Here is a 13,083-nt window from a genome sequence, read left to right as displayed (position 1 = left end):
ATCCTGAGTATTATAGTCTGAATAAAATCCTGTTTTTTATTATTGAAAATCTGAAAATATAAAACCAACCAATTTAGTCTATTTAAAATAAATTAACTTAAATAACAGCAGCTTAAATAATATTGATTTTTTTGTATTATAATCACTATTGCATATTAATTCTCCTCGTGTTTATTATTAATTAATGATTGTTTTTTATAATTGATCTTCCAAAGGGGTGTTTTTAAATGTTAAAGCAAACTGCTCTAATTGTATTAATGGGTCTTTCTGCATCGGCAATGGCGGGCCAATGGCAGGTCAAAGTAGGTGGTTCTGCAATTGCTCCAACTCAAGACAAACAGATCGCGAATGATACTATGACGGTAGAAGCTGATAGTGAGCTTGCTTTTACACCATCGGTAGAATATTTTTTTAATGATAACTTCTCGGCAGAGTTACTTTTAGCTACTCCAATTAGCCATGATGTAAATGTGACTGGTGCAGCAACAGCAGGTGTTAAATTAAAACATTTACCACCAACGATTACAGCTAAATATAATTTTAAAAATTCAACTGCTTTCACCCCCTATATCGGTGTAGGTGCGACAGCATTTATTCCCTGGGATGAGGAAGCTTCAGGAGATTTAGCGAATACTAAAGTTAAAGTTAAAGAGGACTTTGGCTATGCTGCTCAAATCGGTTTTAACTTCCAACCAGCAGATGCTAAAAATTGGGGTGTATTTGCAGATGTACGTTATGCAGACCTTAATCCAAAAGTTGAAACAGCAGTCGAAAATTTTAAATTAGATATTGATCCAGTAATCTATACACTAGGTTATAGCTACAAATTCTAAGCTTTCATAATTCGGATATGTTTTTCCAAAAGCCTCATCGTTGATGAGGCTTTTTTTTCAAAATAACAACGATTTATAACGAATTAAGATTGAGCAGATTGGCTATATCTAAATATATTAGAATCCATAAAGTAAATATTAATTGAATATGACTTCATAATAAGGAGAAAAATTGACATGAATTTTTTATTAAAGGGTCTTGTGATCGTAAGCTGTCTGATAGTCATGGAGAGCCATGCTGCCAGTTTTAATTGTAATAAAGCCGAGACAGTTACTGAAAAAGCCATTTGTCAGCATACTTCGCTCAATGATGCCGATGTCAAAATGAGTACAACTTATAATATTTTGCGCCGTCTGGTGCCGATGGGAACCCGTTCGGTAATTCAGAGAGACCAGGTGAAATGGCTGCAATTCCGTAATCGCTGTCGGGAATCAGTTTCCTGTTTAAGTCAGGTTTATACGATGCGCCAGCAGGAGCTGGATCTGCATTTTGAGCGGATTTACAGGTTGGGACCTTATTAAGATAAGGTCTAATTCAATTAAATTTATGCAAATGACTGCGCTAAAAGCGTTATGGCAGAAAAAATTTAAGTTTTTCTATTGAAAATTGGCCAACTCCCTCCATTCATATTGGCAACAGTTGTGATCTGTATTTAAAAATAAAAGGAGTGACCAATGAGCGAATCAAGCGCACAAAAACACAGCTTTCAGGCAGAAGTGGCCCAGTTACTACATCTTGTAACGCATTCCCTGTATTCCAATCCTGAAATTTTCCTGCGCGAACTCATTTCGAATGCTTCTGATGCCTGTGACAAATTACGTTTTGAAGGCATCAATCATCCTGAATATTATGAAAATGATCCTGATCTTCGGGTGCGTGTCAGTCTGGATGCAGACCATAAAACCATCACTATTTCGGATAATGGCATCGGTTTAAGCCAGCAGGAAGCCACTGATAATCTGGGTACGATTGCCAAATCAGGCACCAAAGACTTTATGTCCAAACTGACTGGTGATCAAAAATCCGATGCCCAGCTGATTGGTCAGTTTGGTGTGGGGTTCTATTCAGGTTTTATTGTGGCAGATAAAATCACGGTTGAATCACGCCGTGCGGGTGCAGACACATCTGAAGGCGTACGCTGGATCAGTGGGGGGACGGGTGAATTTGAGGTTGAGCAGATCACCAAAGAAAGCCGTGGTACCGATATCATCCTGCATTTGCGGGAAGATGCGCTTGAGTATCTGCAAAGCTATAAAGTGAAGCAGATTATCAATAAATATTCAGATCACATCAGCCTGCCAATCCAGATGCAAAAAGAAGTCTGGCAGGAAGAAGAGGCTGCTGAAGGTGAGACTGCTCAAGGCGGTCAATATGTGAAAACTGATGAATGGGAAGCGATTAACTCGGCCAGTGCTTTATGGACCCGTAACAAATCTGAAATTACCGAAGAACAATATACCGAGTTCTATAAAAACCTGACTCATGATTTCTCTGCACCTCTGGCCTGGGCGCATAACCGTGTAGAAGGCAGCACTGAATATACTCAACTGTTGTATATTCCAAGCAAGGCACCCCATGATATTTTCACCCGCGAGGCCAAAGCCGGGATCAAGCTGTATGTAAAACGTGTCTTCATTATGGATGAAGCAGATAACCTGATTCCAAACTACTTACGCTTTGTACACGGGGTGGTGGACAGTGCCGATCTGCCATTGAACGTCAGCCGTGAATTGCTGCAGGAAAGCCGCGATGTCAAAACCATTCGTGAAGGCAATACCCGTCGTATCCTGACCACACTCGATGCTTTGGCGAAGTCTGAAGATGAAAAAGATCAGGAAAAATTCAAGACCTTCTATCAGGAATTTGGCGCCGTGCTGAAAGAGGGCTTAGGCGAAGATATGGGGAACCGCGAACGTATTTTAAAACTGCTGCGTTATGCCACATCGAACAATGATGAAGTAAGTACCTCATTGGCAGACTATAAAGCCGCTATGAAGGAAGGCCAGAAAGCGATTTATTATGTGACTGCTGACAGCCTGAATGCCGCGAAAAACTCTCCGCAACTGGAAGTGTTCAAGAAAAAAGGCATTGAAGTCTTGCTCATGACCGAACGTGTAGATGAATGGGCGATGAACTTCGTGCATGAGTTTGAGGGTACACCGCTGCAAAATGTGTCTAAAGGCGCAGTTGATCTAGGTGATCTTCAGGATGCCGAAGAGAAAAAAGCACTGGAAGAAGCAGCAGCCCAGTTTAAGCCTGTGGTTGACAAGCTGACAGATTCACTCAAAGACAAGACCAAAGAAGTGCGGGTGACGACCCGTCTGGTTGACTCTCCAGCCTGTCTGGTCACAGGAGAAGGCGAACTTTCACCGCAGCTGATCCGCATGCTAAAAGATGCAGGCCAGCCGGTTCCTGATATCAAGCCAATTCTAGAAATTAACCCGGAACATCCATTGGTGAAAAAACTGGAAGCTTCCAAGCAGTTTGATGATCTGGCCAATGTGATCTTTGATCAGGCCGTGATTGCTGAAGGTGGTCTGCCTGAAGATCCGGCTGAATACGTCAAGCGTATTAACAGCCTGTTGCTGGCTTAAGTCGACCAGTTCATCAGGTTAAAATCCCTCTTCGGAGGGATTTTCTGTTTCGATGCCAGCTTAAGTGCTGGCATGATCGAGCAACAGGAGCGGCTAAAAAAATATCCCAGTTTGATGAGCTCAATGTAAGGGGGATTTGAACTCGGGTAGCGCTGGAAGGAAAAAATATACCGCTAAAACAAATAGGGTACCGCCTTATTTTACGAGCAGTTTGTCCTCATGATCAGGCTACAATCCATGGTCTTAAAGGGCCGAGGTAACCTTAAAAATTCGGTTCTGTCGGGTCATCAATAGATAAGGTGCTGGATATTTTAAAATAAAGCTTCCAGACGGACTGAGGCACCGGGATAATGGCTGCGGTTCTCGCGATGATCATTCAAGTAGTTGACATCAGTTTGGACAAAGAACCATTCACGTAAAAAAGGTTGTCTCCAGGACAGATAAGGTCCCCAGCGATTCAGACGCAGGTCATTGTCATTTAAATAACCTCCACTATAGATTCCATAACTAAAACGATTGTCCTTGAAGAACTGATGCTGCCTAAACAGATAGTTATCCCATTTTAAATCATCATCTTGCTCATCTGCATAAGTCAGGCTGAATTGATTAGACAAAAAGGCCTGATTTGGACGGGCATGTGTCAGTTCAAGGTTGGTTCTTAAGTAGTTTTCACTTTGAATTCCATAACGGTAAATCTGTTCAGCATAGAAAAAATAATCGTTGTCCATGGTCCACTGTTTACTGATTTTGGCACGCGCATATAAGTCATCGCCTGAGCGCAGACCCAGATCCAGATCGGTTTCAAAAGGCAGACGCTCGGAAAATTCGGACCAGCGTAAAGCGAAGGAGGTATTTTCTTCCCGGCTACGTTTAGTATCCAGGCCGTGATTATCGGGATTACTCGAATTTTCGTTGGTAATGGCCACATTGCTGTCCAGCTCATTGTCCAGACTATCATCACCAAATACCAGACTCAGTTTGCGCTCCATGGTGGGCAACTTGATTTTTCCACGGATACGCGGCTTGATTTCATAATCTTCATATTTATTCCAGCTATTGTCCAGAATAACTCTCAAGCTGGCTTTGGCAGGCTGATCGGGATGGGGCTGACCAAACCAGTTATCAATTTTGAGCGCGGTACGATCAGCCCATTCTCGTACCGTTTTTTGTTTCTGGTCGGCCCAGGAGTTGTTTTCTGTCTGCTCTGTCGCGAGCACAATTGCGTCACTTGACTGTTCAGGAAGAAGAGTCGGTGTGGCATCAATCAGGCGTGGGATCTGGTTCAGTAAGCCCGAGGGTACCGATTTTTCCGGGTCAGGGAGAGGGTTTGAATCGCTAAGCGTAGTTGAATTTGCCTGGAGCGCAAAGCTGGCCATGCCCAAGCTAAATGAGACAAATAAGATTCGCGTAATTTTATTAATTTGCATGAGAGATTTTTTGCTCTTATATATTCTTGCTTCAATAGTAGTTTTCTAAAAAATAAGGAAAAAAAGCAAGGTGAAACTACAAAATAACATCAATTATTCAGTGATTTGAGTAAGAATTTCAGTATACAGGGTGTATACAGAGAGAGGTTGGGGCAGACTCAAAATAATCTGGTGGATCTTCTGCCAGTTGAGATGCTTGCTGCGTTTCAGGAGTAAATATGGATAAGTCTTTTCTTGCGGGTTCAGGGACAGGCGCTGCTCACCATGAATGACCCGGATTTTTTGATGTTCCTGCAACAATAAAAGTGGAGTAGAAAAATCTGCCGGGGTTTCCTCAAACTGGATAAACTTAGAGGTATGGATTGAGGAAGCGGGGATAAAAGGTAGATAGGCAGTGTGGGTCCAGCAGGTTTCAGCCTGATCATGGTAGAGGTTATATAAGAGATCAAACTGGGTAAAAATCTGCGCAATATCTGTCCATTGAATGGATTTAATCGCAATACAGTATCGCTTATATAAACTTTCCCAGTGTTCTATACACTGCTGTGCCTGTTGCAGGCTGGAAGTACCCAGAAGCATCAGGTATTTCAACCATTGCCCATGTTCATCTAGCTGCTCAATTAAATACACTGGCTGGTTTTGCCACTGATCTTCGGCTGCATAATATAAAGCCAGATCGACATGCCACGGTGCGACAATAGGATCCAGCTCTAGTTTACATAAGCGCGCCAGATCAGAGATTTCCAGAGGCCGTACCTGCGCCTGCATATCAGCAAGTTGCAGGTTGAGTGGAAAGTTAACCTCTTCATACGACACAGCTGTATCCGGGTGTGGCAAAGAGGTCTGCTGCATGCTTAGGAGAGATGCCTGAGTTTCGGAGCTTTCCTGTACAACTTGTGAGAGCAGGGGAATAGTCTGTATCCCTCTGGTTGGAGCATGTACAGGTGATGGGGAATCGCTCAAATGATAAGGGGAAATTTCCTGGATAGCAGGCTGTTCGGCGAAAGGAATGAGTAGGCTCGAAGGCATTCGCTGTTGATCTGGTTTTAAATCAAAGCGGGGGTGCTGCAATAGCCAGTGATAGCAGCTTTCCAGATCATTCCAAGGACTGTGCTGCGGCTCCATCTCGGCCGATGACATAAACCAGAGCTGCCAGCCCTGCTGAGGATGATGTAAAAATGCCCAGCCTGCTACAGAAAAAGCTTTCAAACTGCGTATGAGCTCAGTGTCATTGTGGAAATAGCCACGAAAACTGAGTTGATAAGAGGTGGTGGCCACAAACTGATAGGCGGCCAGTTCGGGTTGGGTACGGCTTTTGAAGGCAAAAATCTGGCTTTTAAAAATGGGCTCATCACACAAATTAAAAATGTCATGAATTCTTTTCTTGGCGCAGGCGGTTTCATATAGGCTGAGGGAGTCATGATCCAGCGCCTGCTCTAATTCATGTAATTCTTTAATCAGTTTTGCCTTTACTAAAGCATTCATTTTATTTCTCTAGACATGTTTCAGCGCTTGGTCCAAAGCCTGTGCTAGCAATATATTGGTGGCCAGTTCTATCAGTTTGTATTCGGCGGAATGAGGATCGTTATAACGTTTAGCCATTTCAATTAAATGATCAATAGAAATCATTTGAGGTGTGACTTTTCCTTGAACCAAAGCTTGAAGTGTATGCATGGCAAAATTTAAATAATAAAGTAAATTTATAAGAGTTGTAGATTCATTAGATCATACAATAACTCAGAACTGATGTTGAGTACTTTTCCTGCAATTTTAAATGAATATAAGTTAATAAAAGTGATAAAAATCAATAGAAAATATAAAAAGTGGGGAGAGGTTGATATTTTGAGAAAATTCTTCTTTTATTTGTGCATCATTTGCCCGGTTTGAGTATAAAAAACAGGCTGAAAATTCAGCCTGTACACATGAAAAATACCTGAGCATTAAGCCGCTTTTTCATCTTCTACAGGTGTAGGCTCTGTCTGCACGGTTTCAGTCTCAGCTTTTTTCACAGGAAAGTCTGGCAGATAAACCATTTGTGCAATTTGAGCTGAGGCTTGAATAGAAACAGCCATGATTGCAGTAGCCAAAGCAAATTTAAGCATGTTCATAAGTTGACCTTTAAGATAAGCATGTCCAACAGCGTGAACAGAATGAATGGGAGAGTGAAATAACGTAGAAATCATATCAAATGGCAATTATTAAAAAATGATCAATTCGGCAAAATGTAAAATTTTTTGAAAAATAATACTTTTAAAACAATGTATTAGAGTGTTTGCTCTATGCTTCAAGTCTGATTTTATAGGCTTTTTATACTTGTAAAGAGAGATAAAAGTGCAAGGTAATAGAGAGGCTCTTAGAGAAGCTCCAAGTAGAAGCAAACCCGATTTTATTGTATTGTTTGAACCCTGTAAGCGTTTGCTATAGCTTGTTTAATAAACAACGTGCAGCCTGAAAAACAGTCTAAGATAACCATTCATTCATGTTTACAGTGAGTTTTATCATGGCAATTGCAAAGGTCGTCGAAGTCAACTCCAGTAGTAATAAGAGTTTTGAGGATGCCATCCAAACTGGCATTGCAAAGGTCACGGAAACCGTCAAGAATGTTCAGGGAGCTTGGATTAATGAGCAGAAAGTTGTAATTAAAGACAATAAAATTACCGAATACCGCGTCAATCTCAAGATTAGTTTTCTGGTTGATTAAATGTGAATAAAGCGCGGTACCAATAAATAATTATTATAAAAAATCCCCAGCTTGAATGGGGATTTTTTAGTGGGGCCTATTTATTCAGGCTGGTTGGGTAGGTCACAAGCGTCAGCAGAGCACTGCTCAGCCGAACCAGTGTGTGGTGTTTCCAAGGCTTTGGCCAAAACCTGCAAGAAGACTTCTTTGGGCTGTGCACCTGCCAGGGCAATACGCTGATCAAAGACAAAGAACGGGACACCAGTCACTTTGAGCTGGTCACGCGCGATTTCCTGATCATACTGTACGAAGTCCGCATATTCATCTGAGTCCAGTAGGTCATCGACTTCAACTGGGTTCAGGCCAATCCGGGCAGCGACATCTTCCAGGGTTTCACGCTCGCCAATCGCCAGACCTTGTGTCATATAGCTATAGAAGAAGGCTTCCTGGGCTTCATTGCCCAAACCTTTGCTTTGGGCCAGATGAATAATACGATGTGCATTCAGGGTATTGCCAGAATTGGCACCTTCCCAGTTAAATTCAATTCCTTCCGCCTTTGCCATCTCGGCGATATTGCGCTGCATGTCTTCAACTTCGGCAACTGAACGGCCATATTTTTGGGCCAGACGCTCCGAGTTGGAAATTTCCTGACGAGGCGGTGCTTCCGGGTCGAGCTGAAAGCTGTGCCAATGTAGCTCAAGTTCAATCCCGGCTTCTTCGGCAGCGGCTTCCAGACGTTTTTTACCAATATAACAAAACGGACAGACTACATCTGACCAAATATCTACGCGCATAGCATGTCTCTGATTTGACTCTTGAGTTCAGTATGAGGGTGAAGAATCGGAATTTAAAGCCCTCTAGCAAAAGTGCCCGCATCTGTAGCTCAAATAACAGCACCAGCACGACAGGGTTTAAACCTGGGGGGAATAAAAAAACGCCCCGCAGGGCGTTTTTAAATGGTTCGCTTCTTTAGCTTATGCTGTTTTAACTGCAACTTCTGCAGTCAGCATATGACCATGTTCTTCAAAGTTAGAATGCCACGCCAATGCTTCGCGAAGCAGATGAGGGGTATGGCCGCCTTTTGCACAGGCACGGTCGAAGTAGTCGTTCAGTGCATCACGGTACATTGGATGTGCACAGTTGTCGATGATCGCACGCGCACGCTCACGTGGAGCAAGGCCACGCAGGTCAGCAAGTCCCTGTTCTGTGACCAGAATGTCTACGTCATGCTCAGCATGGTCAATGTGAGAGGCAAATGGAACCACAGAAGAGATGTCGCCACCTTTTGCTACTGATTTAGTCACAAAGATCGCCAAGTGCGCATTACGTGCAAAGTCACCTGAACCGCCAATACCGTTCATCATTTTGGTACCGCAGACGTGAGTCGAGTTGACGTTACCGTAGATATCAAACTCAAGCGCAGTGTTGATGCCGATAATACCTAAACGGCGAACCAGTTCAGGGTGGTTAGAGATTTCTTGTGGACGAAGAACCAGTTTGTCTTTGTAGTGTTCCAGGTTGTTAAATACTTTCTCGCCGTATTTTGCAGAAAGTGTAATTGAAGAACCTGAAGCGAATTTCATCTTACCTGCATCGATCAATTCGAAAGTACAGTCTTGCAGTACTTCTGAATACATCACCAGATCTTCAAAGTTAGAATCTTTCAGACCCGTCAATACTGCGTTTGCAATTGAACCGATACCTGCTTGTAATGGACCAAGGTTTTTAGGTAAACGACCTTCAGCTACTTCTTTTTCAAAGAAAGCGATCAAGTGGTTTGCAATACCTTGAGTCTCATCATCTGGTGCAGTCACAGTTGATGGAGAGTCATGCAATTCGTTGTTAAATACGATGCCCACAATTTTTGATGGGTCAATATTAATCGCATGCGTACCGATACGCTCTTCCACTTGAGTCAATGGAATTGCCTGACGTGTTGGACGATATGTCGGAATGTAGATATCGTGCAAGCCTTCAAATGCCGGGCTGAGGTTGGTGTTGATTTCTACAATCACTTTTTCTGCAAAAATTGCAAAGCTTGCAGAGTTACCAACAGATGTTGTTGGAATGATGCCGCCATCTTCAGTAATCGCAACAGCTTCAATGACCGCAACATCCGGCTTTTTCAATTGCAGGTTACGCATTTGTTCAACAGTTTCAGACAAGTGCTGGTCAATGAACATGACTTCGCCATTGTTAATGGCTTTACGTAAGGTATTGTCTACCTGGAAAGGTAAACGGCGTGCCAATACGCCTGCTTCAGTCAGTTGTTTGTCAAGATCGTTACCGAGCGAGGCACCAGTAATCAGGGTGATTTTTAATGGATTGGTTTTTGCACGTTGTACCAAAGCCAAAGGAACTGCCTTAGCTTCGCCGGCGCGAGTAAAGCCACTCATACCCACAGTCATGCCATCTTCGATGAATGCAGCGGCTTGTTCTGGGCTGATGACTTTGTTGTGGAGGGAGGCTAAACGGATACGATCTAAAGACATTTCAACTCTCATTAATTCTTAAACTATGATACGGATTGTACCGATCAAAAAAAACATTTTGCATAGGTGTTAGGCTAAGGTCTAATTTTTTAACGAAATGTAGGTATAAGAATATTTGATGTTTTTTAAGTTGTTGAATTAAATACATATAAAATCAATTGTATAGAAAAGCTAAAAAATCAACTGATCATTTTTTGTTCTAATCTTAAAAATGCTCAGTGAGCGTTTGTCGGATTTTATCGAGCGTACTCGCAGGGGCAGAAGCGTCTGAATCAGGTTTGTGCAAAGGAAGGGAAATAACGGCTTCCAGACCTCCTTCGGGGCGATTATGGATATGCAGCTCACCGGCATGAATATCGACAATACGCTTTACAATGGCCAGGCCCAAGCCGCTTCCTTGTACAGTGCGGGCAGAATTACCCCGGACAAAAGGCTGCATGAGGGCTTCGATCTGATCTTCAGGAATTCCTTCGCCATGGTCTGCCACAGAAATGAGCAGACGGTCGCCTTTTGAAAACGCAGAAAGTTCGATCGGCTCGGCACCATAGCGCTTTGAATTGTTAATCAGGTTACCAATCAAGCGTTTCAGGGACATGCTACGCACCTGAATCAGTGGAATGTCTTGAGGACTAAAATGGATGTCTAAGGGCTTAAACTGGGTGACCAGCTCCTGCAGCAGGGCGTTGACATTGGTATCTTGTAAATCTTCATCTGAGCCGTCGCGCATATAGGAAATAAACTGGTTCAGAATTGCATCCATGTCTTCGACATCGTAAATCAGGCCTTCTTTTAAAAAGTCCTCATCGGGCATCATTTCTGCACTTAGGCGAATGCGGGTAAGCGGGGTACGCAAGTCATGCGAGATGCCGGCCAGCATAATCCGGCGATCACGTTCGGTCTGATCCAGCGTATAAATCATCTGGTTAAAGGCATGGTTCACCTGGCGGATTTCGAGTGGTCCGTGATTGGTATCCAGATAGGGCGCCGATCCACTATTGCTATAGCTGTTGGCTGCTTCTTGCAAGCGGCGTAGCGGGCGGTTTAACTGGCGTACCAGGATCAGAATAATAATCCCGGCAATGAGCGGTGTTCCCAGCAGCCAGCCCCATATCAGCTCAGGACTATAGTTGGCATAGGTTTTTAAAGGCTCACGTACCCAATTGCCATCCATTTCAGGTGTTTGGATCCAGATCTGCGGACTTGGCTTAAACTGGAAATAGACGGTGGCCTGCTCGATTCTTAACTCTTTGGCCAGCTTTGTTTCAATCTGGTTGGTAAAAAACTCCGCAATGACTTTTTCCCTAATATTGGGATATTCCGCCGGATCAGTGATGTACTCGATACCAAGACGATTTTTTAGATAGGCATCAATATCCACTTGCTGATCATTATGATACAGGCGTAGATTCGGGTTGTTCAGGATTTCCAGTTCAACTGCCAAATAGCGTGCATGCTGCTGGATTTCAGGCAGATACAGGGTACGCCAGAAAAACCAGATCGACATAAACAGGCTGAACAGCACCACAAAAACCACCAGCACCGTGGTGCGCAGGGCGGCGGAACGGGGTTTGATTTTGTCTAAAAAGCGTTCCCAGCGGGTGCGTTTTTTTTCCGAGTAACGGACAAAGTCGGTAAATTCTTGCGGGTCGATGGGGTCGAGTTTCACTGAGCAATCCTGTGCTATGACTTCAGCAAATTATGATGAGTCAATTAAAAGTCCTTATCCTAGCGGAGTTAAACTGCCTGGAATTGAGATAAAGGTTGAAAGCTTCGGTTCAACCTACTGTTGTTTTGGCAAAAGTAGGCACAACCATCTTGCGGAGCAGTACTGCTCATCGCAAAACCCGTCAAATTGCAGCAAATCCTCACTGTGTCGTAGAAACATTAGAGATAAATACTTCCTGCTTTAAACAGTTGCGAATGAGTTTGTCACGCAATTCAAAATCAGAAATATAGCTACGGACAACTCATCCTATTTTTTCTGATACGAAAAAATTACTCCGCACCATCTGGAACAAAGACATAACCTACCCCCCACACCGTTTGAATATAACGCGCACGGGCTGGATTCTCTTCCACCAGACGACGCAAACGGGACACCTGAACATCAATCGAGCGTTCCATCGCGCCCCATTCACGGCCACGTGCCAGATTCATCAGCTTGTCACGGGTCAAAGGCTCACGCGGATGTTGTACCAAGGCTTTGAGTACGGCAAACTCACCCGTGGTTAAAGTGACCACTTGACCTTCACGAGTCAGGGTACGAGTAGACAGATCCAGAGACCATGGACCGAAGCTCACCACTTCCATCTGCTGGCTTGGTGCGCCAGGAACCTCACGCACCTGACGGCGTAAAACCGCACGAATACGTGCCAGTAGTTCATTTGGGTTAAACGGCTTTGGCAGATAGTCATCGGCGCCGGCTTCCAGACCCGCAATACGATCTGAATCACTGCCACGTGCGGTCAGCATAATAATTGGCGTATCGATATTGGACTGGCGTAAACGACGACAGATACTCAGGCCATCTTCCACCGGCAGCATAAAGTCGAGCACAATCAGAGAAAATAATTCCCGCTGTAAAAGCCGATCCATTTGGGTTGCATCATGTGCGGTTTTGACTACAAAGCCTTTATCTTCCAAAAAGCGTTGTAGCAGGGTACGCAGACGCACGTCATCATCGACAACCAGGATGCGTTCGACTCGGTCGGTTTCGCTTTGTACGGCATCGGTTTTTTCAGCAGGTACCACTAAATTCATGAGATGCTCCTTATTCTTTATTGTCGTCGTAAACAAAACTGAAAACAGACGTTGAGTATACGATTCATGACTATTCATTGACTATGCTCTAAAGCACCAAATATTGCAGTTAAAATCAAGACATAGATACCAAATATATACATCTAAATTGAAAAAAAATGCGCTTGGACTCCAGATAAAAAACAAAGTTCATGCAAACTTTATCAGGAAAAGCAGAAAATGCAGCACTGCTTGAGATGGCTATTGCATAAATTAATGAAAACAGTTGTGGATTTTATAGTCTTGGTCTTTATAAT

Annotated in this window: 12 protein-coding genes; 4 read left to right on the top strand and 8 right to left on the bottom strand. The window is 43.4% G+C overall.

What is annotated here, in order from left to right; all coding sequences use genetic code 11:
• Positions 1-227 precede the first annotated feature (227 nt).
• From NI461_RS07155 to htpG, 3 genes are all read left to right on the top strand, one after another.
• Positions 228-833, top strand: a complete 606-nt coding sequence (locus NI461_RS07155; protein WP_151205013.1) for an OmpW family outer membrane protein — start codon at positions 228-230, stop codon at positions 831-833.
• Between the two features lie 177 nt (positions 834-1,010).
• Entirely contained in the window at positions 1,011-1,355 is a 345-nt protein-coding gene (locus tag NI461_RS07150) for a lysozyme inhibitor LprI family protein (protein WP_151207411.1), read from the top strand.
• Between the two features lie 153 nt (positions 1,356-1,508).
• Positions 1,509-3,428: a molecular chaperone HtpG gene (htpG, locus tag NI461_RS07145; protein ID WP_151207409.1), complete on the top strand. Its 1,920-nt coding sequence runs from the start codon at positions 1,509-1,511 to the stop codon at positions 3,426-3,428.
• A 311-nt stretch (positions 3,429-3,739) separates the two neighbouring features.
• Here the strand turns inward: htpG and NI461_RS07140 are convergent, their stop codons facing one another.
• From NI461_RS07140 to NI461_RS07125, 4 genes are all read right to left on the bottom strand, one after another.
• Entirely contained in the window at positions 3,740-4,855 is a 1,116-nt protein-coding gene (locus NI461_RS07140) for a hypothetical protein (protein WP_151207407.1), read from the bottom strand.
• Between the two features lie 93 nt (positions 4,856-4,948).
• Positions 4,949-6,340, bottom strand: coding sequence for a hypothetical protein (locus NI461_RS07135; protein ID WP_151207404.1), 1,392 nt, complete (start codon positions 6,338-6,340; stop codon positions 4,949-4,951).
• 9 nt (positions 6,341-6,349) lie between these two features.
• On the bottom strand, positions 6,350-6,529 hold the full coding sequence (locus NI461_RS07130; protein ID WP_151205004.1) for a hypothetical protein: 180 nt from the start codon (positions 6,527-6,529) through the stop codon (positions 6,350-6,352).
• Positions 6,530-6,795: 266 nt separating this feature from the next.
• Positions 6,796-6,963: a hypothetical protein gene (locus NI461_RS07125; protein WP_171478843.1), complete on the bottom strand. Its 168-nt coding sequence runs from the start codon at positions 6,961-6,963 to the stop codon at positions 6,796-6,798.
• A gap of 392 nt (positions 6,964-7,355) precedes the next feature.
• Between NI461_RS07125 and NI461_RS07120 the strand changes: the two genes are divergently transcribed.
• Positions 7,356-7,556 carry a dodecin family protein gene (locus tag NI461_RS07120; protein WP_151205002.1) on the top strand — a complete coding sequence of 67 codons (201 nt, stop codon included), beginning with the start codon at positions 7,356-7,358 and terminating at the stop codon, positions 7,554-7,556.
• 80 nt (positions 7,557-7,636) lie between these two features.
• On the opposite strand, the gene NI461_RS07115 is transcribed toward NI461_RS07120, so the two are convergent.
• From NI461_RS07115 to ompR, 4 genes are all read right to left on the bottom strand, one after another.
• Positions 7,637-8,329 (bottom strand): DsbA family oxidoreductase, encoded by a 693-nt coding sequence (locus NI461_RS07115; protein ID WP_151207402.1) that lies wholly within the window; start codon positions 8,327-8,329, stop codon positions 7,637-7,639.
• Positions 8,330-8,509: 180 nt separating this feature from the next.
• A complete protein-coding gene (locus tag NI461_RS07110; RefSeq protein ID WP_151207400.1) occupies positions 8,510-10,027 on the bottom strand; it encodes an acetyl-CoA hydrolase/transferase family protein in 1,518 nt (505 codons plus the stop codon).
• Positions 10,028-10,232: 205 nt separating this feature from the next.
• Entirely contained in the window at positions 10,233-11,693 is a 1,461-nt protein-coding gene (locus tag NI461_RS07105; RefSeq protein ID WP_151207398.1) for an ATP-binding protein, read from the bottom strand.
• Between the two features lie 329 nt (positions 11,694-12,022).
• Entirely contained in the window at positions 12,023-12,787 is a 765-nt protein-coding gene (ompR, locus tag NI461_RS07100) for a two-component system response regulator OmpR (protein WP_151207397.1), read from the bottom strand.
• Between the last annotated feature and the right edge of the window lie 296 nt (positions 12,788-13,083).

The organism is Acinetobacter sp. S4400-12 (assembly GCF_024129495.1).
Classification (GTDB): Bacteria; Pseudomonadota; Gammaproteobacteria; order Pseudomonadales; family Moraxellaceae; genus Acinetobacter; species Acinetobacter lwoffii_C.
This window is presented reverse-complemented; position numbering and strand designations above follow the sequence as displayed.

Excerpts from the sequence above, each read along its gene's own strand:
- NI461_RS07155 (WP_151205013.1), top strand. The coding sequence starts at position 228 with ATGTTAAAGCAAACTGCTCTAATTGTATTAATGGGTCTTTCTGCATCG.
- NI461_RS07150 (WP_151207411.1), top strand. The coding sequence starts at position 1,011 with ATGAATTTTTTATTAAAGGGTCTTGTGATCGTAAGCTGTCTGATAGTC.
- htpG (WP_151207409.1), top strand. The coding sequence starts at position 1,509 with ATGAGCGAATCAAGCGCACAAAAACACAGCTTTCAGGCAGAAGTGGCC.
- NI461_RS07140 (WP_151207407.1), bottom strand. The coding sequence starts at position 4,855 with ATGCAAATTAATAAAATTACGCGAATCTTATTTGTCTCATTTAGCTTG.
- NI461_RS07135 (WP_151207404.1), bottom strand. The coding sequence starts at position 6,340 with ATGAATGCTTTAGTAAAGGCAAAACTGATTAAAGAATTACATGAATTA.
- NI461_RS07130 (WP_151205004.1), bottom strand. The coding sequence starts at position 6,529 with ATGCATACACTTCAAGCTTTGGTTCAAGGAAAAGTCACACCTCAAATG.
- NI461_RS07125 (WP_171478843.1), bottom strand. The coding sequence starts at position 6,963 with ATGAACATGCTTAAATTTGCTTTGGCTACTGCAATCATGGCTGTTTCT.
- NI461_RS07120 (WP_151205002.1), top strand. The coding sequence starts at position 7,356 with ATGGCAATTGCAAAGGTCGTCGAAGTCAACTCCAGTAGTAATAAGAGT.
- NI461_RS07115 (WP_151207402.1), bottom strand. The coding sequence starts at position 8,329 with ATGCGCGTAGATATTTGGTCAGATGTAGTCTGTCCGTTTTGTTATATT.
- NI461_RS07110 (WP_151207400.1), bottom strand. The coding sequence starts at position 10,027 with ATGTCTTTAGATCGTATCCGTTTAGCCTCCCTCCACAACAAAGTCATC.
- ompR (WP_151207397.1), bottom strand. The coding sequence starts at position 12,787 with ATGAATTTAGTGGTACCTGCTGAAAAAACCGATGCCGTACAAAGCGAA.